Source organism: Ruegeria sp. CDSA077, assembly GCF_059612265.1.
In genome coordinates, this window is record NZ_JBXWQG010000001.1 from 1405091 (window position 1) to 1427667 (window position 22577).

Here is a 22577-nt window from a genome sequence, read left to right on the forward strand (position 1 = left end):
TGCCAAGATGTTGCGCCGCCTTCAGCAAAGAGTCAAAGGGGGAAATCCGGCTTGAATCTAGCCGCAGCGCGGGGCATGACCGTTCTATGCTGATTTACAAGATTTTCCGCGCCAACGAATGGACGGCGCTGCAGACCGATGGCGCCACGGATGGTGCTCCGATTGATGTTTTGGACGGTTTTGTCCACTTTTCCACAGCTGAACAAGCTGCGGAAACCGCTGCCAAGCATTTTGCTGGCGCCGAAGGTTTGACGCTGTTGGCCTGCGATGCTGACGCGATGGGCGAGGACCTGAAGTGGGAGGTTTCGCGGGGGGAGGCTCTGTTTCCGCATCTCTACCGTCAAATCCGTATGACCGACATTATCTGGTCTTGCCCCCTGCCCTTTGACGGCAAGGCGCATCGCTTCCCGGACGACATGAAATGACGGGGTATATCGACCCGGATCGCGCCCAGTTTGAGGCCTTCAAGGTACTGGATCGTGACCAGCCTATTGAGATGCTGAACCTGGTGAGGTTCCGCGACCGGGCCGAATATCCATCGGGGCACGAACTGGCCAAAAGCGGTCTGTCGGGCGCTCAGGCTTATCGAAATTATGGGATCGAAACCGGGCCAATCATTGCCCGCCTTGGGGCAAAGATCATTTGGCGCGGCGCGTTTCAGACTACGTTGATTGGCCCAAAGGATGAGCTATGGGACGCGGTATTTATCGCGCGTTACCCATCGGCCCATGCCTTTCTGGAAATGATATCCGACCCTGATTACAAACAGGCGGTCGTGCATCGTCAGGCTGCGGTGAGGACCTCTCGCCTGATCCGGTGCGCGCCGACCGAAGGCGGAGAAATGTTTGGATGAAACTGACTGAAAAGCTGGGGCTGGCTGCCCTGCACCGGCTGGATCCGGAAACCGCACATACCCTGTCGATCAAGGCCCTGAAAGCGGGGCTTACGCCTGCGCCGGGGCCGGTCACCTCGCCGCGTTTGCGGACCAAATTCGCCGGGCTGGATCTGCCCAATCCGGTTGGTCTGGCAGCTGGGTTCGACAAGAACGGAGAGGTTCTTGGCCCCTTGTCTCGCGCCGGGTTTGGGTTCATCGAAGTCGGTGCCGTTACCCCACGCCCGCAGCCCGGCAATCCCAGGCCGCGCCTGTTCCGCCTGACCGAAGACCAGGCTGCCATCAACCGCTTTGGTTTTAACAACGAAGGGATGGAGGCCATGGCCCGTCGTCTGGCGGCGCGCCCCAGGGATGCGGTGATCGGACTGAACCTTGGCGCGAACAAAGACAGCGATGATCGGCCCGGCGACTTTGCCAAGGTACTGGCCCATTGTGGGGCGCATCTGGATTTCGCTACGGTCAACGTGTCATCTCCGAACACTGAAAAGCTGCGGGATTTGCAAGGCAAAGCGGCGCTGAGCGCTCTGTTGAGCGGCGTGATCGAAACCCGAAACACCCTAATGCGCCCTCTACCAGTATTCCTCAAGATCGCCCCCGATCTGACCGAGGATGAGCTGCGGGATATCGCCGAAGTGGCCCATGAATCGGGCGTTGATGCGGTCATCGCCTCGAACACCACTTTGTCGCGCGATGGGTTGCGCAGCGCACACAAAGACGAAGCAGGCGGCCTGTCCGGCGCGCCTTTGTTCGAAAAATCCACCCGCGTTCTTGCCCGGTTTAGCCATTTGACCGACGGTCAGATTCCGTTGATCGGCGTTGGTGGCATCAGCACAGCAGAACAGGCCTATGCCAAGATATGCGCCGGTGCTTCGGCCGTGCAATTCTACACCGCGATGGTTTTCGGTGGTATCTCACTTGCGGCGGAAATCGCGCGAGGCTTGGATGACTTTCTGGCGCGCGACGGGTTTGAAACAGTTGCGCAGGCCGTTGGAAGCAAAAGACAGGACTGGATATGATCGAATACTGGCACAATCCCAGATGCTCTAAGTCTCGCGCAGGGCTCGCTTTGCTTGAGGAAAACGGAGCGCAGGTCGAAATTCGCAAATACCTTGAGGATACGCCCTCGGCAGACGAAATCCGGGCCGTACTTACACGCCTTGATATCCCCGCCATCGACCTGATGCGGACTAGCGAAAAGCTGTTCAAGGAACTGGGCCTAACCAAGAATACCGCTCAGGATGACCTGATCACAGCAATGGCGGCCCATCCGGTTTTGATCGAGCGTCCGCTTGCAATCAAAGGGGACAACGCAGCCATTGGTCGCCCTACTGAATCCCTTCTGGACCTTCTTTAGGCGACCAAAGCCTCAAGCTTGGGGTACCGCCATCCCAGCGTGCAGGCACGCGCGATGTTCAAGATCATCAGCGCGGCCCAAAGGCCGTGATTGCCGAGCGCAGGCACCAATATGAACAGGGCCAAAACATAAATCGCAACCGAATGGATCATCGCATTGCGCATTGCGCGCGTCCAGGTCGCGCCTATGTAGATGCCGTCAAACATCCAGCTTGCCACACCGATCACCGGCGCCAGCGCCGCCCAGACCAGATACTCGCGTGCGGCTAGTCGCACCTCAGGTGCAGTTGACATCAGGTCGATCAACGCTGGCCCGGCCAGATAGAAAACCGCACCAAGTACAAATGCACCCCCTACCCCCCATTGCGAAGCCATGGCCGCGGCTCGGCGCACCTGATGCCGATCCCGCGCGCCAATGGCGCCGCCGACCAGTGCTTCGGCGGAAAAGGCGAACCCATCCAGTGCAAAGGCGGTAATCTCGAGAAACTGCAGCAAGACCTGATTGGCTGCCAGATTAACATCCCCCAGATCCGACCCGACGAAGAGGAATGTGGTAAAGGCGCCGGTCAGCAATACCGAACGGACCATGATGTCACCATTCACCTGCATCATCCGACGCAGACGCGTGGGATCAAAAATTCGCGGCCAGTCACGCCATTGATTCCCGGTAAAAGCACTGCGGCACAGCCAGAGACCTAGTGCCAGCCCGCTCCACTCGGCGATGAGCGTCGCGATGGCCACCCCCTCGACGCCCCAACCCAGACCAAGCACAAACCACAGATCCAGGAGAATATTCAGCCCGTTCATCCAGACCTGCAGGACAAAGACCCCACGCGTACGTTCAATCGCAATCAACCAGCCAGTGATGGCGAACAGCGCAATCGTTGCCGGCGCACCCCAGATGCGTATCTGCAAATAGTCGCGGGTCAGCGCCTCAACCTCGGGGCTGGCGGGGGAAAGGGCAAAAGCCCCTTTGAACAAAAGGACCTGGGCCAATATGAAAACCATACCTGCCGCACTGCCCAGCAATATGCCCCGCATCAGCAGCGCACCGGTTTCTGCAGTGTCACCTGCCCCGCGCGCCTGCGCCGCCAGGCCGGTGGTCCCCATCCTCAGAAAGCCGAATATCCAGTAGATCGAGGCCAGAATCACGGCCCCCATCCCAACAGCCCCAATCGGCGCAGCCAGACCCATCTGCCCGACTACGCCAGTATCCACGGCCCCAAGGATCGGAACCGTGGCATTCGACAGAACGATGGGCGCTGCAATTTTAAGCACGCGCCTGTGCGTGATGGGTGCCGAGGCGTCTTGCATGGAAATCTACTCAGCTTTCGATTTGGACTGCGGCATCAGAAAATGCCCGCTGGCCTGTGCGAAAGGACGCTGATGATTGTCCTGCCACGCTTCGACACGAACCGACGCATACCGGCGCCCTAATCGGCGAACAAAGGCACGCGCATAGGCATCCCGAGGCAAGCCCGATCGCAGGTAATCAACGGTGAAATCGACTGTTTTTGGAAACATGATGGTTTCATCTTGAAAGACCGTGCTGGCATCCAATTCGCCGTTTTCGATCCGGGGAAAGAAATACTCCCAACTCAGGGTGATAACCGCGGTTACTTCCAGAAAGGCAGCCGTCACACCACCATGAAGCGCCGGAAGCATCGGGTTTCCGATCAGCTTTTGGTCAAAGTTCAGTACCCCGGTCAACTCATTTCCCCGCCGGTCAAATTCGATTCCGAGAAACTGAATATATGGAACACCATCCACGATTGCCTTCAGTGCTGCATCGCGACGCTGTTCGATAAGCTGCATGGCTTCGGGCCGAGGTCGTGACATCATCGGCTCTCCACTGTGAATGAACCGGTGGCGGTTGCCACGGGCAGGTCCTTGTCCTCATCCATCGCAGTTGCGCGGACAAAGGCCACGTTTCTGGTGATGTGATAACAGACAGCATGTGTCGTAATGCTCTGCCCTGGCGTCGCCGGGCGCATGTAGTCTATCCGCAGATCTATTGTCGCGGTGGCGCCGGGCGAAGAAGGATGGCACATGACCGCGGAACCGCAGCAGGTGTCAAGCAGGGCAAAAACCGCCCCGCCATGGATCACACCCGTGCGTGGATCACCAATCAGTTCGGCCTTGTAGGGCATCGAAATCTCGGCCTCGCCATTACCCATTTTGGTGAGTGTCAAACCCAAAGCTTTGGCATGCGGAATGGCCTCAATAAACTGTCGTGCTATAGCAGCTTTGTCGACCATCTACTTGTGTCCTCTCTGTTTCTCCCTTTATGAGCGTCAGGCTAGCAAAAGAGCAAGCCCGCCTGTTGCGCTTGAAGTCGCCACGTCCTACGCTGTTTCGAAGGAGACTAGGAATGCCCGACAACCGTTTGTCATTCAAAGAGATGTGCGCCGAGTTTGACGTGACTCCACGTACCCTGCGCTACTATGAATATATCGAACTTCTGCAGCCTGACCGCGAAGGCCGAACTCGCTTTTACGGGCCTAGGGAATGCGCTCGGATGACGCTGATCATGCGGGGACGGAAATACGGATTTCCACTGGAAGATATCCGCCAGTGGCTGCTGATCTACGAAGATCAGGGGAATCAGGCACAGATGAAGGCCTTCATCGAAATGGCCGAACATCAGCTTGTCGAACTGAACAATCAGAAAAAACAGTTGGATGAAGCCATAGATGCCTTGGAACAAATGCGTGACCAGACCGCGAAATTGTTAGACTAGGCATTGCTGCCCAGTTGATCGCGTTTACTATCGGATTTGCCAAAGCCAAAAACAGACCCTTCCTGGGCTCTTTTACCCTTTCAGCATGCTTTCCCGTGTTTGGAAAATTGCATCTGGAAGGTGATCTGACGTGACGTCCTGAAATTCCCTGCAGTAGAAACCTTGACGCGAACGGAAGTTACGTCAACTTATTTGTGACGCAGCGTTCGCGTTACGTGAACGGCATCTACGTGCTGTAAGACGCGCATCGACTGCGCAAATCAGCTTAACGAAGGCCAGTTACAAGAGTGCAGAAACCATGACCGAAGATCTGATGACCATTCGTGAAATGTGCGAGACCTATGATGTCACGCCGCGCACATTACGTTTTTACGAGGCAAAGGAACTTTTGTTTCCGATCCGCGAAGGGCAGAAACGACTGTTCACCAAAAGCGACCGGGCGCGTCTCAAGCTGATCCTGCGAGGCAAACGCTTTGGCTTCAGCCTGGAAGAAATTCGCCAGCTTCTTGATTTGTATCACGTAGGTGATCAGCAGGTTACACAGATGACCCGCACCTATGAGATCGCGTGCGAGCGGCTTGCCGATATGGAATCCCGGCGTGAAGAGCTGACCCAGGCCATTGACGATCTAAAAGAACAGTTGAGATGGGGCGAGAAAGTGATCGCCTCGATCAAGAGCGACAAAAAGGCCGCAGAATAACCCCGGCGGCACCCACCCACCGGACAAGCGAAACTAAGGAAGTTCCCAATGCCCGTATACAATGCACCAACCAAAGACATGCAGTTCGTATTGCACGAAGTGCTCAATGTATCGGGATCGGACATCCCGGGTTATAGCGAGCTTGAACCTGATTTTACCGGCGCTGTTCTAGAAGAAGCCGGTAAGGTGGCGACAAATGTTCTGCACCCGCTGAATACAATCGGTGATACCGAAGGATGTCGTCTGGAAAACGGTGTGGTATATACCCCTACTGGCTTTAAAGACGCATTCGGTCAGATGAAGGAAGGCGGCTGGACCGGCTTGGACATGCCCGAAGAATTCGGCGGCCAGAACATGCCTTATGTCATCGGCTCTGCCGTGGCCGAGATGTTTTCCGCCTCGAACCAGGCGTTCACCATGTATCAAGGTCTGACCCACGGCGCAGCCTCGGCCATTCTGGCGCACGGCACCCAAGAGCAGAAAGAAACCTATCTGCCGAACATGGTTAGCTGCGATTGGACCGGCACCATGAACCTGACCGAACCGCATTGCGGCACCGACCTGGGTCTGATGCGCACCAAGGCTGAACCGCAGGCGGATGGCTCCTACAAGATTTCCGGTCAGAAGATCTTTATCTCGGCTGGTGAACACGACATGGCCGACAACATCATTCACCTGGTGCTGGCCAAGATCGTGGGCGGCCCCGAAGGCATCAAGGGTGTATCCCTGTTCATCGTTCCTAAATTCATGGTGAACGAAGATGGCAGCCTGGGTGAACGCAACGGCGTATCGGTCGGCAACATCGAAGAAAAGATGGGCATCCACGGCAACTCGACCTGCGTCATGAACTATGACGAGGCAACCGGCTATCTTTTGGGCGAAGAGCATAAAGGCATGCGCGCGATGTTCACCATGATGAACGAAGCTCGTATGGGTGTAGCCATGCAGGGTCTGTCCCAGGCCGACGCGGCCTATCAGAACGCGGTGGAATATGCCAAGGACCGCCTGCAGGGCCGCGATGTGACCGGCGCGAAAAATCCGGACGGTCCAGCCGATCCGCTGATCGTGCATCCCGACATCCGCCGCAGCCTGATGGATCAGAAGAGCTTTACCGAGGGTGCCCGTGCCTTTGTTCTGTGGGGAGCCACCATGATCGACAAGGCCCACCGCTCTGGTGACGATGACGCCGATGGCTTGATCTCACTGCTGACGCCGGTCCTCAAAGGGTTCCTGACCGACGAAGGCTATGACATGACGGTCAAGGCCCAGCAAGTCTATGGCGGCCACGGCTACATCGAAGAATGGGGCATGTCGCAATATACCCGCGACGCCCGGATCGCGATGATCTACGAAGGCGCAAACGGCGTTCAGGCGCTTGACCTTGTGGGCCGTAAACTTGCCCAGGATGGCGGCAAACACGTCATGGCGTTTTTCGAAATGGTCAAAAACTTCTGCAAGGAAAACGCAGGTCAGAACGAAGCCTATGATACGGCGTTTATCGAACCGCTGAAAGCGGCCTCCAAGGATCTGCAGGCCGCTGCCATGTACTTTATGCAAAGTGGCACCAAGAACCCCAACCATGCGCTGGCTGGGTCGAATGACTTCATGCACATGTTCGGTCATGTCTGCCTGGGCCTGATGTGGGCACAGATGGCAAAAGCCTCTTATGCCGCACTTGAAGCCGGGACTTCGGACACCGAGTTCTACGAGACAAAGATTACCACCGGCCAGTTCTACATGGCGCGTCGCTTGCCAGCCACCGGTCTTCATCTGACACGCATCCAGAGCGGTGCGGATACTGTCATGGGCCTGGACGCGGCAAGCTTCTGATCTCTGACCGGCCCCAAACCATCTTGGGGCCGGCCATTCGAAAGGCTCGATATGCCAAAACGATTTCGCCTGACTCGCCGTTTCCCGGTCGCCATGACCGAGGACGGCTATCGCAAACTCAGAGGGTTCGCGCGCGAGGCTGGTCTGGACGAAGGTGAGGCACTGTCATTCCTGTTCGAGAACTTCAACAGCGTCATCGACGAAGAGAGCCTGACGCACCGTTTGCGTATCTTCAATTCCGAACTTGAAGAGCGCAAACGATAAGAAAACAGACCCGCCCAAAAAAGGGCGGGCTACATGATACAGCACATCGCACTGACTCATGTGCCAAGGGAGGCAAATGATGACCATCAAACTGCATTGTTTCGGCGTCAGCGGAAACTCGTACAAGGCCGCGCTGGCTCTGGAGTTATCAGGGTTAGAATGGGAAGCCGTCGAAGTCGACTTCTTCAAAGGAGTGACACGCACTCCCGAATTTCGTGCCACTGTCAACGAAATGGGTGAAGCGCCCGTCATGATTGATGGCGACTTTCGCACCAGTCAGTCCGGGGCCATTCAGACTTATATAACTGAAAAGACAGGCATGTTCGGAGGAAAGACGCAGGAAGAGAAATACGAGGTACTGCGCTGGGTGCTGTGGGACAATCACAAACTCAGCTCGATGGCAGGCCTGACCCGTTTTTTGATCAACTTTCTGCCGGAAGAACATCGCAACCCAGATGTGATCGCATTCAACCAGGGTCGCCTGAAGGCTGCGTATCAAGTCCTGGATGCACATCTGAACGGTCGCGACTGGATCGTAGGGGACGGTGTAACCAATGCTGATCTCAGCTGCTGTGGCTATCTCTACTATCCTGAACCCTTCGGCTTTGACCGCACCGAATGGCCAAATATCGACGCCTGGCTGACACGCTTGTCCCAGCAGCCTGGCTGGAAACACCCCTACGACCTGATGCCCGGCTCTGTGCCGGATCGAGCTTAAGGAGAAAACTATGACCGACGCATATATCTATGACGCCCTGCGTACTCCGCGCGGCAAAGGCCGCAAGGATGGCAGCCTGCACGAGCTGACTTCGGCGCGCCTGTCCTCGCTGACATTGAACGCCGTAAAAGAGCGGAACAATCTAGAGGGCCACGCCGTAGAGGACGTCATCTGGGGCAACGTAACCCAGGTTATGGAACAGGGCGGCTGTCTGGCACGAACCGCAGTGCTGGGTTCTGATCTGGATGAATCGATCCCCGGGCTGGCGATCAACCGGTTCTGCGCCTCGGGCATGGAAGCTGTGAACCTGGCGGCCAACCAGGTCAAAGGCGGCGCAGGCGACGCCTATATTGCAGGCGGGGTCGAGATGATGGGCCGTGTTCCGATGGGCAGCGATGGCGCTGCGATTGCGGCTGACCCTTCACTGGCGATGAACACCTATTTCGTTCCGCAGGGTATCTCCGCTGATATCATTGCGACCGAATACGGGTTCACACGCGATCAGGCTGATGCGCTGGCGATGGAATCGCAGCGCCGTGCAAAAGCTGCGTGGGACGACAACCGGTTCTCGAAATCGGTCATCACCGTTAAGGATCAGAACGGCCTGACCATTCTGGACCATGATGAATACATGCGCCCCGGCACGGACATGCAAAGCCTGGGTGGCTTGAACCCCGCATTCCAGATGATGGGCGAGCAAATGCCCGGCTTCGACAACGTCGCAAAGCTGAAATACCCGCATCTGGAAAAGATCAATCATATCCACCACGCGGGTAACAGCTCGGGCATCGTGGATGGTGCGGCGGCAGTTCTGATCGGCAACAAGGAATTCGGCGAGAAATACGGCCTGAAGCCGCGCGCACGCATCAAGGCCACGGCCAAGATCGGCACCGACCCCACCATTATGCTGACCGGTCCGGTTCCGGTGACCGAGAAAATCCTCGCCGACAACGGCATGAAAATCAGCGATCTCGACCTGTTCGAAGTGAACGAAGCCTTTGCCTCGGTTGTTCTGCGCTTCCAGCAGGCATTCGATGTCGATCCGGCTTTGGTCAACGTCAATGGCGGCTCGATCGCAATGGGCCACCCGCTGGGCGCGACCGGCGCGATGATCATCGGCACCCTGCTGGATGAGCTTGAACGTCAGGACAAGGAAACCGGGCTGGCCACGCTTTGCATCGCATCCGGCATGGGTGCAGCAACGATCATCGAGCGCGTCTGATGCCCAAGCTGGATCTCTCTCAGATTCCGTTTCAGGGCGGCTCGGCCTATCCCGGCAAGCTGGCCGAGGCGACCGCAGGCCGTTTTGTTCAGCGCCTCGGTGATGCGGGCGGGCTAACCCAGTACGGGGTCAACATCGTACGGCTTGAACCGCAAGGCATGTCCTCGCTGCGTCACTACCATATGGAGCAGGACGAGTTTGCAATCATGCTAAGCGGCACCTGTACGCTGATCGACGACGATGGCGAGCATGAAATGCAGCCCGGCGATTGCGCCGCATGGCCCGCAGGTGAAGCCAACGGCCATCACCTTGTGAACAACACCGATGCGCCTGCGACCTTTCTGGTGGTGGGCACACGGACCCCGAACGAGACCGGCTATTACAGCGACTTAGACATGATGGTGAAGGATGATGAGAACGGATTCTCTTTCACCCGGAAAGATGGAAGCCCGCTAACGGCTGACCAGATTGGAGATGACAATGACTGATTTCACTCTGAGCAAAGACGCGGACGGCGTCGCCATTATCACCTGGGACGTTCCAGGAAAATCCATGAACGTGATGTCTTTTGACGGCTTCGCACAGTTGAGCGATTGCATCGATCAGGCACTTGCCGATGACGAGATCAAAGGCATCGTTATCACCAGCGGGAAAGAAGGTTCGTTCGCCGGTGGCATGGACCTGAACCTGCTTGCGGTGATGAAAGAACAGGCGGGCGACAACCCCGCCAAGGGCCTGTTCGAAGGCACCATGAATATGCACGGCGTGCTGCGCAAGATCGAGCTGGCGGGCATGGACCCCAAGACCAAGAAAGGCGGCAAGCCGATTGCAACCGCCCTGCCCGGTACAGCCGCAGGCATTGGCATGGAACTACCGCTGTCGACGCACCGCATCTTTGCAGCCGAGAACCCAAAGGCGAAATACGGCCTGCCTGAAATCATGGTTGGCATCTTCCCCGGCGCTGGTGGCACCACCCGTATGGTCCGCAAGGTCGGTGCGATTGCAGCCGCTCCGCTGTTGCTGGAAGGCAAGATGCTGGACGTCAAAAAGGCGAAAAGTGCAGGCTACATCGATGAGATCGCAGAGGATCCAGTTGCCGCGGCAAAAGATTGGGTGCTGAACGCCAAAGATGCGGACATTGTGAAGCCTTGGGATGCCAAGGGTTACAAAATGCCCGGTGGCGCGCCTTACCACCCTGCCGGTTTCATGAATTTCGTCGGCGCCTCGGCTATGGTGAATAGCAAAACCCAGGGTGCGTTCCCTGCCGCCAAGGCGTTGCTAAGCGCTGTTTACGAAGGTGCGCTGGTTGATTTCGACACCGCGCTGAAGATCGAAGCCCGTTGGTTCACCTCAGTTCTGATGAACCCGTCTTCGGGTGCCATGATCCGATCACTGTTCCTGAACAAGGAAGCCTTGGAAAAAGGCGCCGTGCGTCCTGCGGGCGTACCGGATCAGTCAGTCAAGAAGATCGGTGTTCTGGGCGCTGGCATGATGGGTGCGGGTATCGCACTTGTATCGGCGCAGGCAGGTATGGAAGTTGTTCTGGTCGACCGCGATCAGGAAGCAGCAGACAAAGGCAAAGCCTATACCGAGACGTACCTGGACAAAGGTATGAAGCGCGGCAAGGTTACCGCTGAAAAGAAAGAGGCCATGCTGGGCCGCATCACCGCGACCCCTGACCTTGATCATCTGAAGGGCTGCGACCTGATCATCGAAGCTGTCTTTGAAGACATGGGCGTCAAGGCCGAGATGACCAAAAAGGTCGAGGCGATCATTCCCGAGGATTGCATCTTTGCCTCGAACACCTCGACCCTGCCGATCAGCGACCTGGCCAAAGCTTCGGTGCGTGCGGATCAGTTCATCGGCATCCACTTCTTCTCGCCCGTCGAAAAGATGTTCTTGGTCGAGATCATCAAAGGCAAGGAAACCGGTGATCGCGCAGTGGCCAAGGCACTGGACTATGTGCGCCAGATCCGCAAGACGCCGATCGTGGTCAACGATGCCCGCTTCTTCTACGCCAACCGCTGCATCATTCCCTACATCAATGAAGGTGCCCGGATGGTGACCGAAGGCGTCAGCCCGGTTCTGATCGACAACGCGGCACGCCAGTTGGGCTTCCCTGTCGGGCCGATCCAGCTGACTGATGAGACCTCGATTGATCTGGGTGCCAAGATCGCACGCGCGACCAAGGCCGCGATGGGCAACGAATATCCTGAAAGCCCGTCCGATGATCTGATCTTCTGGATGGAAGAACAGGGCCGTCTGGGCCGCAAGGCAAACGCGGGCTTCTTCGACTATGACGAAAAAGGCAAGCGCGTCGAATATTGGAAGGGTCTGCAGGACAAGTATCCGCTGGCAGAGGATCAGCCCGACGTGATCGAAGTGCAGGAACGCCTGATGTTCGCTCAGGTTCTGGAGGCTGTCCGCGCATTGGAAGAAGGCGTTCTGGAAGACATCCGAGAGGGTGACGTAGGCGCAATCTTGGGCTGGGGCTTTGCACCTTGGTCAGGTGGCCCACTGAGCTGGCTGGACATCATCGGCACCCCTTATGCGGCCGAGCGTTGCGATCAGTTGACCGCACAATATGGGGAACGGTTTACCTGCCCGCCGCTGCTGCGTGAGATGGCAGATAAAGGCCAAAGCTTCTACGGGCGTTTCAACCCCGAAGCCAAGGCTGCCTAAACAGTTGGTGCTGGCGTAAGAGACCTTACGCCAGCACCCTGCTTGTCGTGTTTGGTTGGTCTGCCGTTCAGATCACTGGGAGAGGCCGGCCCGGACGACCCGGGCGACGCGCACCCCTGCTGGGTCTCAAAGGGACAACTTGTTCCAGCGAGATGGGTGCAGGCAGCGCACCCAACGGGTTGGCAAGGGCTGCCACGCGGCCCTCGGTTCGTATATCTTCGACCAATTCCGCCGCTGTTTCGCTTTCGGCAATTTGATAGCCCGCACTTGTGCCGCTGTGGCCGCCGAAACGCCCTGACGGGCAGAAGGCGCGCATGCCGCCTTCCATATAGACCACTTCATCCTCGTCAAAGAACAGTGCGCTGACATCGAATGATGATGCCGGGACGTCCGACTTGATGCGGAACAAACCGCTCAACTTTCGTGCTGCCACAACAGTCAGATCTGCGGTGCCATTCTCCAATGCTATACCCTGTTCAGGCATGATCCAAATCGTACCTGGGCTGTCGACGGCACTTGGGGGTACGCGGACTGGCAAATAGTCGATCCGACTTTCTTCAGTAGGAACCGATATCGTATCGACAGAAATGCGCCTTACTGCCTTAAAGCCGTTCTCGACTGTCCGGATCAGATCACCAGGCTGAATGTCTTCAATCGGCGTCCAGCCGTCGACAGTTGCAACCCTGGTCCCGTGGATCAAGCCGCCACGGCGCGCGTTCAGTTCTACTCTGGTTTCGAATTGTGTCCGGCTTTCCGGAACATCTGAAATACCCATGTCACTCACTACTTCAAACACGTGCCTCCCCCCCTGCTGGCACCAAAAACAATAGATATTCATTAGCATCCAAACCGATCACGCGTCCAAATTTTGACACATTTGAGCCTGATTTGGGCCCCAAACCCCGTTGGACAACGCTAAAAACGGAACAACGATCTGTAATCGCCCGGTATTAAGTCCCGCAGGGAAACGATATTTCTGTCATCTAATCAAAAGAGTATCCGAATCTGTCTATATCTTCAGCGCAAGCCTCGGCGATGGCCTCCTGTGATGCGGCTGAATAATAGCTGCGGTAGTCTTGTGACCGCTCTGATCGGTTCAAATGCGGCAGCGTGATCCGAAACCCCAAATGGTCGAACAGAGGCTCTGCCCCCTGATCAAAGGCTTCGAGCCTGATGAAGTGCTGGCATTGTTCAATACCATCGGCTCGCGTCACGTAGTGCCGCGCCGGATGCTGACGGAGCGACTGTTGCGTCGCGGGATGGCAGACAAATCCTTCAAACGAATGGGCGCGGGCCAGCGCGATTGCGGGATGATCAAAGCCTTGCACCTTGAGCCAGTGATAATAGCTGACAAGCCGATCCCAGGGATTTCGGACCAGAGTAAAGACTGTCATCCCCGAAAAGTCATCCGGTGAAAGAACACCTTCGATATCGGCGAGGGTTGAATGTTTCCAAAGGCGGCCACGCGCCGATAGCTGTTTGATCCGCCTATTGCGTTTCTTTGCCTTGGGCGTATCTCCCAGCAAAATATCATCCTTCATCGCGCGCTGTTCCAAAGCCAGCGACAAAGATGTCCCTCCAGTTTTGGGAATGTGGACGAAGATATAAGAGCGACCGCGCGAAATGATCACGATGCGGCCTCTGTAGCGGCGGGACGCGTGGACCGCCAGGCCAGCAGAACTCCGGCCGTTGCGATCAGGCATATGCCGAGGATCTGCAGAACACCGATATTCTGCCCAAAGACCCTCCAGGCGAACAAGGGTCCAAATATCATCACCGAATATTCAAACACCGCCACATAAGAGGTCTCACCGATCTGATAGGATTTGATCAGCATGAATACCGCAATCGTTGAACCAACAGCCTGCGCAATAATCCATGGAAGTGCCGGTCCCATCTGCCAGACCCAACCTCGGGTGACGAACCCGTCCGGCCCAGCGACCGGAGCCACTGGGAAAAGAGAAAACACGATTAGTCCCAACGCTCCGGCCAGTCCCAAAGTCACCACCATTGCCGCCAGCAATGCCGTCGTGCTTTCCTGCGCGCAGTGGCTTCGGGTGATGACTGAACTGAACGCGTAGAACAGCCCTCCGGCGACCGGCAACAGCGTTTTTGCATCAAACTCGCCGGGATTCGGCTGCAACACGCACAAAATCCCGGCAAACCCTACTGCAACGGCCAGAATACGCCATGGGCCTATCCGTTGCTTCATGGCGACGGTTGTAATCAACAGCACAAAGATCGGCGACGTGAACAACCCTGCCAGCGCCTGAGCAATCGGCATCAGCGCAAGCGAGGCAAAATAGAACAACATGGCCAATGTGATGAGAACACTACGCAGGATCACGGGGCCAAGCCTAATCGGGCGCAAGCGGCCCAGCCCTAGCAATGACAGACCCATTATCAGCGGTAGCATGAGCAGTGCCCGGCTGAAATGGAACTGCCACAGACCGATCGTTTCGGCCACCAAGATGACCACATTATCAATCACGCCGATGATTGCCATAGCACTGACCATCAGCACCGAGGCCAAAACCGGTGAAGTCTGGGTGTCCGCCTGCATCATTTTCCCCGCGGCATGATGGAGAGCGGTAACAGAATATTCCGCTCGTCTAGGTATCCAGCACATTTCCTGAACGTCGCGCAACAGGTTTGCGCCGGTTGAATTTAGCGTGTTAAGCTGGCTCCAATTAAGAACGAGCAGACATCACCCCGATGACGGCACTGAAACAGTTCCAGCGGATCGAAGCCACCGGTCTGTGGCGCCCCTCGCCCGATGTTCAGCGGCGCGAGGTTGTTGTGTCGATTGGTGAAGCGACGCTGACGATATCGGATTTCAACGACCGGGCCCTGACTCATTGGTCGCTGGCTGCGCTAGAGCGCCAGAACCCCGGTGTTTTCCCTGCAATTTACCACCCGGATGGCGACCCACAAGAGACGTTGGAACTGGCCCAATCCGAAACCACGATGATCGAAGCCATTGACCGTCTGCAGCGTGCCATCGACTGGTCACGCCCCCACCCCGGGCGTTTGCGGTGGTTCAGCGTGGCCGGGGTTGTGGCTGCTGTGGCCGCGCTGATGCTTCTGTGGTTGCCGTCGGCACTGCAAAAACATGTCGTATCCGTTGTGCCCGAAATCAAGCGTATCGACATCGGCGACACGATCCTGAGGCGCATCGAAAGAGTGTCAGGCCGCGCCTGCGTGTCCGAGGGCACTCAGGAAGCACTGGATCATCTGGCGGCAAGAACGGGCGTACGCGCAATCGTTATCCTACCCGCCGGAGTACAGACCAGCCTGACCCTGCCGGGTGGAATTGTCCTGTTGAACCGATCTCTGGTCGAAGATCACGAAGACCCCTCGGTCGTGGCCGGGTACATCATTACGGAACGTGCACGTGTGCAGGCACAGGACCCACTGGATGATCTGCTGGACCGGACCGGCATCAGATCTGCGTTCCGCCTGCTGACAACCGGTGAGCTGACACCTCAGATTGTCGACAGTTATACCGAAGAAGTTTTATCAGAACCCCGTCCGGCTGTACCCGACGAGAACCTGCTGAAGATTTTTGCCGAGGCAGCTTTGCCCTCGGCCCCCTTTGCCTATGCGACGGACGTCACAGGTGAAACCGTGCTGGGCCTGATCGAGGCCGACCCAATGGCGGGCCAGCCCCAGCAACAGATACTGCCAGATCGCGAATGGGTCCGGCTGCAGAATATCTGCGGCGGATAAGCCCGCTTATTTGGTCCCGAACATCCGGTCGCCCGCATCGCCCAGACCCGGCATGATATAGCCTTTTGAGTTCAGCTCACGGTCCAGTGCGGCGGTGACGATGTGAACATCCGGATGTGCCTCTTTCATGCGGGCAACGCCTTCGGGGGCGGCCAGCAGGCACAGGAACCGGATATCCGTCGCGCCCGCCTCTTTCAGCAAATCAATCGCGGCGGCCGAACTGTTGCCGGTTGCCAGCATCGGGTCGACAGCAATGACCAAACGGTCCTTCAGCCCCTCGGGCGCTTTGAAGTAATATTGGACGGGCTTCAAAGTCTCTTCATCGCGGTACAGGCCAACAAAGCCAACACGGGCCGAGGGGATCAATTCCAAAACCCCGTCCAGCATACCGTTACCGGCGCGCAGGATAGAGACCAGCGCCAGTTTCTTACCTGCCAGGATAGGGGCGTCCATCTCTTCCATCGGGGTTTCAATGTGTCGGGTTGTCAATGGCATTTCGCGCGTGATCTCATAGGCCAGAAGCAAGGTGATCTCACGCAGCAACTGACGGAATTCGGCGGTCGAAGTGACCTTGTCCCGCATGAGCGTCAATTTATGCTGCACCAACGGGTGGTCGACGACGGTCAGGTGTTCGCTCATGATATCTCCAGTCTTTTCTTGACCCGCGCACGGGTCGCTTCATCGCAAAAAGCCGCATTCAGGGCGGTTTCATTCAGGGCGGCAAAATCCTCGGCCTCCCAACCGAAAGCTTTGGCCAACATCTCATATTCACGCCGCATTGTGGTATGGAAAAACGGCGGATCGTCGGTGGACACGGTGACCTTGACACCTGCCTCGCGCAACTTGGAAATCGGGTGGCTGGCAAAGTCAGGAAACAGGCCCAGAACCACGTTCGAGCCTGGGCAAACCTCGAGCGTCACACCACGATCAACGATCTCATGCACAAGGTCGGGTTCTTCGATCGCACGCACGCCATGGCCGATGCGTTCAACTCCCAGATCACGGATCGCATCGCGGACACTATCCGGCCCACCGAACTCTCCGGCATGGGTGGTCAGGCATAGTCCGGCCTCGCGCGCGCAGTCAAACGCCCACTTATAGTCGCCCTGAACCCCCATGGATTCATTGCCCCCCATACCGAACCCGGTAATCCAGTCGCCCGCAGTTTCAGCAGCACAATATGCACTGAGCTTGGCCTGTTGGGGTCCGAAATGCCGGACACAGGTCACCACGCCGCGCAGAGTGATATCGTACTTCCGCTCGGCTTCATCAGCGGCATCCTGAATGGCACTTAGATAGTCGCGCCAGGCCACCAAATCGCCACCGCCACAGAAATCGGGGCTCAGAAAGCTTTCCGAATACACCACCCCGTTCGCCGCGCTTTCTTCAAGAATAGCCAACGTCAGACGGCGGAAATCCTCGGGCGATTTCAGCACTTCACAGGCGGCCTCATATACGCTGAGGAAATGGGCGAAATCCCGGAAATCATATGACCCGTCAGGTTTGAAAATCCCGCTCAGGTCGATGCGCTTTTCATGCGCCAGCTGACGGATGAAGGCAGGCGGCGCGGCACCTTCGTGATGCAAGTGCAGTTCGATCTTGGGTAGGTCAGCGACAGTCATAGAAAGCTCCGCCCCGGCCCTTGTGCCGGGATATTCAGGTGATGTGCGATACTGGCAGCAATGTCGGCGAATTTGACCTGACCGATCTGCCCCGCACCCTGCCCTGCAATCAGGACAGGTACTTGCTCACGCGTGTGGTCGGTGCCGATCCAGCTTGGGTCGTTGCCGTGATCAGCGGTCAACAACATCAGGTCATCGGGGCGCAACCGGGTCAGAATTGCACCTATCTCTTGGTCAAACCATTCCAGCGCGCGGGCATAGCCGCTGATGTCGCGCCGATGGCCATAGAGACTGTCGAACTCGACAAAATTAGCGAATGTCAGGCTGCCCTCTTCGGCCTCATCGACCAGATCGGACAGATGACCCATCAAGTCAGCATCCGACCCTTTGCGCAGCGTGTCGATTCCCTGCATGGAAAAGATATCGCCGATCTTGCCCACTGCATGAACACGGCGGCCCGCATCCTGACACCAGTTCGTCAGCACCGGAGCGGGCGGCACGATGGCAAAATCCTTGCGGTTGGTCGTGCGGGTGAACCCTTGTTCGGGCGAGCCGACAAAGGGCCGTGCGATCACACGCCCCACTTTCATCTGGTGCAAACGTGGGGCCAGCGCGCGGCAGAGGTCAAGCAGACGGTCTAGGCCGAAACTTTCTTCATGCGCGGCGATCTGAAAGACACTATCGGCCGAGGTATAGCAGATCGGCCAACCGGTTCGCATATGCTCGGCCCCCAATTCGGCGATGATCGTGGTGCCCGAGGCGTGGCAATCCCCCAAAACCCCTTCGGTTCCGGCGGCCTCGGCTGCGACCTTGCTCAGATCAGCCGGAAATGATGGTGTTGTATTGGGAAAGTAATGCCAGTCCCACGGCACAGGCAGCCCTGCTAGCTCCCAATGCCCCGATGGCGTGTCCTTGCCCGGAGAATCCTCACAGGCGCAGCCCCACAGACCTGTCGGCTGGGCCAGTAAACCCGGCGTTTCCGCACCCGAGGCCAGCCGTGCCGCAGCACCCAACCCCAGCGCATCCAAATGCGGGAGATGCAGAGGTCCGGATCGCCTCTCTTCCGCCTGACCTTGAGCACAAGCCTGCGCGATATGGGCCAGAGTGTTTGCCCCAGTATCCGGCATGTCGCCATTAAAGAACTGATCAGCATCAGGCGCGCCGCCGATACCCACAGAATCCATCACCACAAGGAAGGCACGGCTCATGGCGTGATCCTCTCGTGGACAAGGGATGGCACCACTGGTTTACCCGTTCCAAGCGTGATCGCCTTTTGAACAGCATCAGCCGCACGTCGCGCGGCATCCTCGCGGGCGGCATGGACGACCGCCAATGGAACGCCTTTTTCGACCCGGTCGCCCAGTCGCACCAGATCTGACAGCCCGACCGCAGGGTCGATCACATCGCTTTCTACCTGACGTCCGCCACCCAATTCGACAACCGCAAGGCCCAGAGCCTCTCCGTCTATCGTGGTTACATAGCCCGCAGCGGGAGCGGGCACTTCCAGGATCACGCTGGCTTCGGGCAAATAGCGCGACCAATCGTCGACAAAGTGAATGGGTGCCCCAACTGCGGCCATCATGCGGCCAAACCGTTCTGCGGCACGGCCATCGCGGATGACCTTGGCGATTTTGTCCCGGCCTTCTTCCGAAGTGGCAAACATACCGGCGTCAGCCAACAGAACCCCACCCAGTTCGGCAGAGATCACAGCCAACGGCGCGTCAGGCGCTTGGGTCAATACCTTCATGACCTCATCCACCTCAAGTGCATTGCCCAGCGCAGAGGCAAGCGGCTGGTTCATATCGGTTATGACTGCCGAGGTCCGACACCCTGCAGCGTTGGCGGTTTCCGTCAGCGCCTGTGCCAGATTGCGCGCGTCATCAAGGGTTTTCATAAAAGCCCCACTGCCAACCTTAACGTCCAGCACCAGTGCATCCGGGCTGGCCGCAAGCTTTTTCGACAGAATCGACGCGGTGATCAGGTCGAGGCTTTCAACTGTCGCCGTGACATCCCGAATGGCGTAAAGCCGTTTGTCCGCCGGCGCGATTTGCCCGGTGGCCCCGACGATGGCTGCCCCCGTTTCGTTCAGCACCTGCACCAGCCGGTCCTGGCTGATCTGGGTGGTCACACCGGGGATGGATTCAAGTTTGTCCAACGTGCCGCCCGTATGTCCCAGTCCCCGGCCAGAAATCATTGGCACATAGGCCCCAAGCTCGGCCAGTGCGGGGGCCAGTACCAGGCTGACGCTGTCGCCCACACCCCCGGTCGAGTGTTTATCGATTACCGGACCTTCCACATCCCAGTTCAGGACATCGCCGCTGTCGCGCATCGCAATGGTCAGATCGGCGCGGCCCTGCGCGCCCAGCCCGCCCATGCAAACCGCCATGGCAAAGGCCCCTGCCTGCGCGTCACTGACCCCACCATCGGCAAGCCCCTGCGCAAACCAGTGCAGTTCCTCGGCGGAGGGTATATCCTTGCGGCGCAACTTTGCGATGATCGAGCGGGCGTCCATGGGGTCAGACATCCTCCATATGCGAGGCGTCAAATGCGCCTGGCAGCAGATCCCCGATAGTGGTTTTCAACTCCGCCCCGTCCAAGCTGGCCAATACCACCTTGACGTCACGCTTGCCGAACTCGGCCAGTTTCTGGCGGCACCCCCCGCACGGCGGTACTGGCTGAGGAGACGACGCGACCACGTAAACCTCGGTCAGTTCCTGCTCGCCAGCAGCGACCATGGCAGCAATGGCTCCGGCCTCGGCGCAAGTGCCTTCGGGATAGGCCACGTTTTCCACATTGCAACCGGAGTAGATCTGCCCCGACAGGGACCGGATCGCCGCGCCGACCTTGAAATTGGAATAAGGCGCATAGGCGTTTTCCCGCACGGACAAGGCTGCGTCTTTCAAGCTCATGGCGATTCCCTATTTTTTGATCATCTGGTCAGAAAGTCATACCCTAAATGAAAGCCCCCGGGGAATTGAAGCCCCGAGCGCAGAATTCCTGAGCCAAAATGCTTAATCCAGAACCGTATTGAACACGCCAGGCAGCGTGACCTCAAGCAGTTCAACATCATCGGTCGGATCAGACAGGCGTGTCCGCATGCCCGGTGGAATGACAAAGGCATCACCTTGTTCCAGCCGATACGGGTCGCGCCCCTCGCCTTCGAGCGTCAACTCACCGTTCATAACGAAGGTGAAATGAATATCGGTATCATGTGTAGCCCAGGCGGTGTCACCCTGCCCCCGACGCACCACCTGAACGCCTGCGACACCCATCGTGTTCTGGGCAATCGTGGTGTCGCGACAGATGTAGCCCGGCAAACGGAACGGCCCCCATTCTGCCCCCTCGGCCCGGTTGTAGACAAAGCGCTGGCCCTGCCATTCGCGATCCGGGCGGTATTGCGGGGTCGGCAACTGCATTTCGTGGTCGATTTCGGTGACATGTTCGGCAGGAACACCAATTTCGATCACCTGCACATTGTCCGATGCTTCCAACACACGATGACGGATTTCGGGCGGCTGGATAAAGCAATCACCGGCGGTCAGGCGCATCTTGTCGCCCTGATCCTCGTAAACCACATCGACCCAGCCATGGATGCAGAAAATCAACTGAAACCCGACCTTGTGGAAATGCACCATGTCTGGAACCGGACCGCCATCAGGAATGCGGATATGGCTGGCAATGATCGACCCGCCCAAGCGATCGGGTACCAGATCGCGATAATGCATTCCGGCGCGCCCGATGACCCACGGGGCCTGATCCTTGAGTCTGCGCACGACAAAGGAATGCACGGTATCCGGCATCACCATCGGCGGGTTCAGCTCATCAATTTCGACACGCGTCCCGTTCGGCGCGACCAAACTGCGCTGGCCAGCCGCAAACTCATCCGGATTTTCGGTCAGAATGCGCAACATTCCGGGCGCCTCGGGTGCATCCTGTTCGATCCGTAATCGCAATCCATGCCCCGAGAACACGGCGACCCGAGGGTCATCAGCCGGATAGATCATATCCATCCGCATCCCCAGTACCTTGGTAAAAAACGGGATGTCGTCACGTAATTCCTGCGTCGGCAGACGAATCTCAGCTTTGGTCTGATTGCTGGTCATTCAAGTTCTCTTCGGTCGTGGCTTTGGGCCATCCGATCAGAACAGAAGCCAAAATGCCAATCGAAAAGAACATCTCAAGCGTTTCTTCCAACACAAACAAACGCATGATCATCTGGTCCGACAGGTCGTCTTTCAGTGCGCCACTGACCTCTTCCAACCCCTGTGCAACCACGGCACACATACCGGCCAGAAAGAACACCATTAGAAACGGGACCCGTTGCTTGAACGCACGCCACCCGTTTGGCACCCCGTGCCAGAGCAAGCCGCCCAGAACCAAAACAGCCAGGATGACGCGAACCGCGTTCATATCAAGCAGCGTGTCCAGCCCATTCAGAATCCCATATGGCAGGCTATCTACGGCATAGATATCCGCAGCTAGTTCGCGCTCTGCCAGCAGCAAACAGACGAGACCGATATAGAGACGGGAAATCCCGCGATACCGGAAAAGCGCAATGCCCCCGGCTAGAACAAGCGCCGCCGCCGAAATGGATTCGAACGGGCCGCCCTCATGGCTGAGGGACATCGCCTGCACCGGCCAGATACAGAGGACCACCAAGATCAGCAACGCAACACCAATCGCTGCACGAAACAGCGGCTGGTCCAGCCCAAAGGACCGCTTGGTATCGGTTGTGACGGGTATCGACTGAGATTGTTTTTCCGGGGTCATCTTGGGCCTTCGATCTCCTGTGGAAGCGGTGCCGAATATGAAGATGCGAGACCGT

26 protein-coding genes are annotated in these 22577 nt (G+C 57.5%); 13 read left to right on the top strand and 13 right to left on the bottom strand.

All coding sequences use genetic code 11. The features are described 5' to 3' along the window. Window positions 1–86 precede the first annotated feature (86 nt). From AC2FLE_RS07045 to arsC, 4 genes are read left to right on the top strand one after another with little or no spacing between them, the layout of a single operon-like run. Window positions 87–425, top strand: coding sequence for a DUF952 domain-containing protein (locus tag AC2FLE_RS07045; protein ID WP_496696028.1), 339 nt, complete (start codon window positions 87–89; stop codon window positions 423–425). Then, window positions 422–853 carry a DUF1330 domain-containing protein gene (locus tag AC2FLE_RS07050; protein WP_496696030.1) on the top strand — a complete coding sequence of 144 codons (432 nt, stop codon included), beginning with the start codon at window positions 422–424 and terminating at the stop codon, window positions 851–853. Before AC2FLE_RS07045 ends, AC2FLE_RS07050 begins: the two co-directional genes overlap by 4 nt. Beyond that, a complete protein-coding gene (locus AC2FLE_RS07055; RefSeq protein ID WP_496696032.1) occupies window positions 850–1908 on the top strand; it encodes a quinone-dependent dihydroorotate dehydrogenase in 1059 nt (352 codons plus the stop codon). Before AC2FLE_RS07050 ends, AC2FLE_RS07055 begins: the two co-directional genes overlap by 4 nt. After that, on the top strand, window positions 1905–2246 hold the full coding sequence (gene arsC / locus AC2FLE_RS07060) for an arsenate reductase (glutaredoxin) (protein WP_496696034.1): 342 nt from the start codon (window positions 1905–1907) through the stop codon (window positions 2244–2246). Before AC2FLE_RS07055 ends, arsC begins: the two co-directional genes overlap by 4 nt. On the opposite strand, the gene AC2FLE_RS07065 is transcribed toward arsC, so the two are convergent. From AC2FLE_RS07065 to AC2FLE_RS07075, 3 genes are read right to left on the bottom strand one after another with little or no spacing between them, the layout of a single operon-like run. Beyond that, window positions 2243–3559: an MATE family efflux transporter gene (locus tag AC2FLE_RS07065; RefSeq protein WP_496696036.1), complete on the bottom strand. Its 1317-nt coding sequence runs from the start codon at window positions 3557–3559 to the stop codon at window positions 2243–2245. The two genes, arsC and AC2FLE_RS07065, sit on opposite strands and share 4 nt — an antisense overlap. A 6-nt stretch (window positions 3560–3565) precedes the next feature. Continuing rightward, window positions 3566–4084, bottom strand: a complete 519-nt coding sequence (locus tag AC2FLE_RS07070; RefSeq protein ID WP_271948008.1) for a PaaI family thioesterase — start codon at window positions 4082–4084, stop codon at window positions 3566–3568. After that, window positions 4084–4503 (bottom strand): PaaI family thioesterase, encoded by a 420-nt coding sequence (locus AC2FLE_RS07075; RefSeq protein ID WP_142632821.1) that lies wholly within the window; start codon window positions 4501–4503, stop codon window positions 4084–4086. The genes AC2FLE_RS07070 and AC2FLE_RS07075 overlap by 1 nt, the downstream gene beginning before the upstream one ends. A 113-nt stretch (window positions 4504–4616) precedes the next feature. Between AC2FLE_RS07075 and AC2FLE_RS07080 the strand changes: the two genes are divergently transcribed. The 8 genes from AC2FLE_RS07080 to AC2FLE_RS07115 all read left to right on the top strand — a co-directional run bounded on the left by AC2FLE_RS07080 (window position 4617) and on the right by AC2FLE_RS07115 (window position 12401). Continuing rightward, window positions 4617–4985 (top strand): MerR family transcriptional regulator, encoded by a 369-nt coding sequence (locus AC2FLE_RS07080; protein WP_142632819.1) that lies wholly within the window; start codon window positions 4617–4619, stop codon window positions 4983–4985. Window positions 4986–5283: 298 nt separating this feature from the next. Further along, complete coding sequence (locus AC2FLE_RS07085) at window positions 5284–5685, top strand: MerR family transcriptional regulator (protein WP_142632817.1); 402 nt, start codon at window positions 5284–5286, stop codon at window positions 5683–5685. Between the two features lie 48 nt (window positions 5686–5733). Beyond that, a complete protein-coding gene (locus tag AC2FLE_RS07090; protein WP_496692444.1) occupies window positions 5734–7515 on the top strand; it encodes an acyl-CoA dehydrogenase C-terminal domain-containing protein in 1782 nt (593 codons plus the stop codon). Between the two features lie 51 nt (window positions 7516–7566). After that, window positions 7567–7779: a hypothetical protein gene (locus tag AC2FLE_RS07095; RefSeq protein ID WP_142632813.1), complete on the top strand. Its 213-nt coding sequence runs from the start codon at window positions 7567–7569 to the stop codon at window positions 7777–7779. 79 nt (window positions 7780–7858) lie between these two features. Next, the gene (locus AC2FLE_RS07100) at window positions 7859–8497 is read left to right on the top strand and encodes a glutathione S-transferase family protein (RefSeq protein ID WP_142632811.1); all 639 of its coding nucleotides are present in this window, start codon (window positions 7859–7861) and stop codon (window positions 8495–8497) included. 10 nt (window positions 8498–8507) lie between these two features. Beyond that, window positions 8508–9719: an acetyl-CoA C-acetyltransferase gene (locus AC2FLE_RS07105; protein ID WP_142632809.1), complete on the top strand. Its 1212-nt coding sequence runs from the start codon at window positions 8508–8510 to the stop codon at window positions 9717–9719. Then, window positions 9719–10207 carry a cupin domain-containing protein gene (locus AC2FLE_RS07110; RefSeq protein ID WP_142632807.1) on the top strand — a complete coding sequence of 163 codons (489 nt, stop codon included), beginning with the start codon at window positions 9719–9721 and terminating at the stop codon, window positions 10205–10207. Before AC2FLE_RS07105 ends, AC2FLE_RS07110 begins: the two co-directional genes overlap by 1 nt. Then, the gene (locus AC2FLE_RS07115) at window positions 10200–12401 is read left to right on the top strand and encodes a 3-hydroxyacyl-CoA dehydrogenase NAD-binding domain-containing protein (RefSeq protein WP_496696039.1); all 2202 of its coding nucleotides are present in this window, start codon (window positions 10200–10202) and stop codon (window positions 12399–12401) included. The genes AC2FLE_RS07110 and AC2FLE_RS07115 overlap by 8 nt, the downstream gene beginning before the upstream one ends. Window positions 12402–12468: 67 nt before the next feature. On the opposite strand, the gene AC2FLE_RS07120 is transcribed toward AC2FLE_RS07115, so the two are convergent. The 3 genes from AC2FLE_RS07120 to AC2FLE_RS07130 all read right to left on the bottom strand — a co-directional run bounded on the left by AC2FLE_RS07120 (window position 12469) and on the right by AC2FLE_RS07130 (window position 14964). Next, complete coding sequence (locus AC2FLE_RS07120; RefSeq protein WP_496696040.1) at window positions 12469–13197, bottom strand: Hint domain-containing protein; 729 nt, start codon at window positions 13195–13197, stop codon at window positions 12469–12471. A gap of 187 nt (window positions 13198–13384) precedes the next feature. After that, a complete protein-coding gene (locus AC2FLE_RS07125; protein ID WP_496696042.1) occupies window positions 13385–14032 on the bottom strand; it encodes a sulfotransferase family 2 domain-containing protein in 648 nt (215 codons plus the stop codon). Continuing rightward, window positions 14029–14964: a DMT family transporter gene (locus tag AC2FLE_RS07130; protein WP_496696044.1), complete on the bottom strand. Its 936-nt coding sequence runs from the start codon at window positions 14962–14964 to the stop codon at window positions 14029–14031. The genes AC2FLE_RS07125 and AC2FLE_RS07130 overlap by 4 nt, the downstream gene beginning before the upstream one ends. A 152-nt stretch (window positions 14965–15116) precedes the next feature. On the opposite strand from AC2FLE_RS07130, the gene AC2FLE_RS07135 reads away from it, so the two are divergent. Continuing rightward, a complete protein-coding gene (locus AC2FLE_RS07135) occupies window positions 15117–16130 on the top strand; it encodes a hypothetical protein (protein ID WP_496696046.1) in 1014 nt (337 codons plus the stop codon). Between the two features lie 6 nt (window positions 16131–16136). Here AC2FLE_RS07135 and upp read toward each other — a convergent pair whose 3' ends face one another. From upp to AC2FLE_RS07170, 7 genes are all read right to left on the bottom strand, one after another. Continuing rightward, window positions 16137–16769 carry a uracil phosphoribosyltransferase gene (gene upp / locus AC2FLE_RS07140; protein ID WP_281994363.1) on the bottom strand — a complete coding sequence of 211 codons (633 nt, stop codon included), beginning with the start codon at window positions 16767–16769 and terminating at the stop codon, window positions 16137–16139. After that, window positions 16766–17752 (bottom strand): adenosine deaminase, encoded by a 987-nt coding sequence (locus AC2FLE_RS07145; RefSeq protein WP_496696047.1) that lies wholly within the window; start codon window positions 17750–17752, stop codon window positions 16766–16768. Before AC2FLE_RS07145 ends, upp begins: the two co-directional genes overlap by 4 nt. After that, the gene (locus AC2FLE_RS07150) at window positions 17749–18960 is read right to left on the bottom strand and encodes a phosphopentomutase (protein WP_496696049.1); all 1212 of its coding nucleotides are present in this window, start codon (window positions 18958–18960) and stop codon (window positions 17749–17751) included. Before AC2FLE_RS07150 ends, AC2FLE_RS07145 begins: the two co-directional genes overlap by 4 nt. Beyond that, entirely contained in the window at window positions 18957–20264 is a 1308-nt protein-coding gene (locus AC2FLE_RS07155; protein ID WP_281994990.1) for a thymidine phosphorylase, read from the bottom strand. The genes AC2FLE_RS07150 and AC2FLE_RS07155 overlap by 4 nt, the downstream gene beginning before the upstream one ends. A 4-nt stretch (window positions 20265–20268) precedes the next feature. Next, window positions 20269–20661 (bottom strand): cytidine deaminase, encoded by a 393-nt coding sequence (locus tag AC2FLE_RS07160; protein WP_142632791.1) that lies wholly within the window; start codon window positions 20659–20661, stop codon window positions 20269–20271. Between the two features lie 102 nt (window positions 20662–20763). Further along, complete coding sequence (locus AC2FLE_RS07165) at window positions 20764–21855, bottom strand: cupin domain-containing protein (RefSeq protein WP_142632789.1); 1092 nt, start codon at window positions 21853–21855, stop codon at window positions 20764–20766. Beyond that, window positions 21830–22522 carry a hypothetical protein gene (locus AC2FLE_RS07170; RefSeq protein WP_496692455.1) on the bottom strand — a complete coding sequence of 231 codons (693 nt, stop codon included), beginning with the start codon at window positions 22520–22522 and terminating at the stop codon, window positions 21830–21832. Before AC2FLE_RS07170 ends, AC2FLE_RS07165 begins: the two co-directional genes overlap by 26 nt. Window positions 22523–22577: the final 55 nt, after the last annotated feature.

Coding starts and splice junctions, on each gene's coding strand:
- AC2FLE_RS07045 (WP_496696028.1), top strand. CDS start 87: ATGCTGATTTACAAGATTTTCCGCGCCAACGAATGGACGGCGCTGCAG.
- AC2FLE_RS07170 (WP_496692455.1), bottom strand. CDS start 22,522: ATGACCCCGGAAAAACAATCTCAGTCGATACCCGTCACAACCGATACC.
- AC2FLE_RS07050 (WP_496696030.1), top strand. CDS start 422: ATGACGGGGTATATCGACCCGGATCGCGCCCAGTTTGAGGCCTTCAAG.
- AC2FLE_RS07080 (WP_142632819.1), top strand. CDS start 4,617: ATGCCCGACAACCGTTTGTCATTCAAAGAGATGTGCGCCGAGTTTGAC.
- arsC (WP_496696034.1), top strand. CDS start 1,905: ATGATCGAATACTGGCACAATCCCAGATGCTCTAAGTCTCGCGCAGGG.
- AC2FLE_RS07110 (WP_142632807.1), top strand. CDS start 9,719: ATGCCCAAGCTGGATCTCTCTCAGATTCCGTTTCAGGGCGGCTCGGCC.
- AC2FLE_RS07105 (WP_142632809.1), top strand. CDS start 8,508: ATGACCGACGCATATATCTATGACGCCCTGCGTACTCCGCGCGGCAAA.
- AC2FLE_RS07150 (WP_496696049.1), bottom strand. CDS start 18,960: ATGAGCCGTGCCTTCCTTGTGGTGATGGATTCTGTGGGTATCGGCGGC.
- AC2FLE_RS07095 (WP_142632813.1), top strand. CDS start 7,567: ATGCCAAAACGATTTCGCCTGACTCGCCGTTTCCCGGTCGCCATGACC.
- AC2FLE_RS07055 (WP_496696032.1), top strand. CDS start 850: ATGAAACTGACTGAAAAGCTGGGGCTGGCTGCCCTGCACCGGCTGGAT.
- upp (WP_281994363.1), bottom strand. CDS start 16,769: ATGAGCGAACACCTGACCGTCGTCGACCACCCGTTGGTGCAGCATAAA.
- AC2FLE_RS07115 (WP_496696039.1), top strand. CDS start 10,200: ATGACTGATTTCACTCTGAGCAAAGACGCGGACGGCGTCGCCATTATC.
- AC2FLE_RS07070 (WP_271948008.1), bottom strand. CDS start 4,084: ATGTCACGACCTCGGCCCGAAGCCATGCAGCTTATCGAACAGCGTCGC.
- AC2FLE_RS07090 (WP_496692444.1), top strand. CDS start 5,734: ATGCCCGTATACAATGCACCAACCAAAGACATGCAGTTCGTATTGCAC.
- AC2FLE_RS07075 (WP_142632821.1), bottom strand. CDS start 4,503: ATGGTCGACAAAGCTGCTATAGCACGACAGTTTATTGAGGCCATTCCG.
- AC2FLE_RS07100 (WP_142632811.1), top strand. CDS start 7,859: ATGACCATCAAACTGCATTGTTTCGGCGTCAGCGGAAACTCGTACAAG.
- AC2FLE_RS07065 (WP_496696036.1), bottom strand. CDS start 3,559: ATGCAAGACGCCTCGGCACCCATCACGCACAGGCGCGTGCTTAAAATT.
- AC2FLE_RS07130 (WP_496696044.1), bottom strand. CDS start 14,964: ATGCAGGCGGACACCCAGACTTCACCGGTTTTGGCCTCGGTGCTGATG.
- AC2FLE_RS07160 (WP_142632791.1), bottom strand. CDS start 20,661: ATGAGCTTGAAAGACGCAGCCTTGTCCGTGCGGGAAAACGCCTATGCG.
- AC2FLE_RS07135 (WP_496696046.1), top strand. CDS start 15,117: ATGACGGCACTGAAACAGTTCCAGCGGATCGAAGCCACCGGTCTGTGG.
- AC2FLE_RS07165 (WP_142632789.1), bottom strand. CDS start 21,855: ATGACCAGCAATCAGACCAAAGCTGAGATTCGTCTGCCGACGCAGGAA.
- AC2FLE_RS07155 (WP_281994990.1), bottom strand. CDS start 20,264: ATGGACGCCCGCTCGATCATCGCAAAGTTGCGCCGCAAGGATATACCC.
- AC2FLE_RS07085 (WP_142632817.1), top strand. CDS start 5,284: ATGACCGAAGATCTGATGACCATTCGTGAAATGTGCGAGACCTATGAT.
- AC2FLE_RS07145 (WP_496696047.1), bottom strand. CDS start 17,752: ATGACTGTCGCTGACCTACCCAAGATCGAACTGCACTTGCATCACGAA.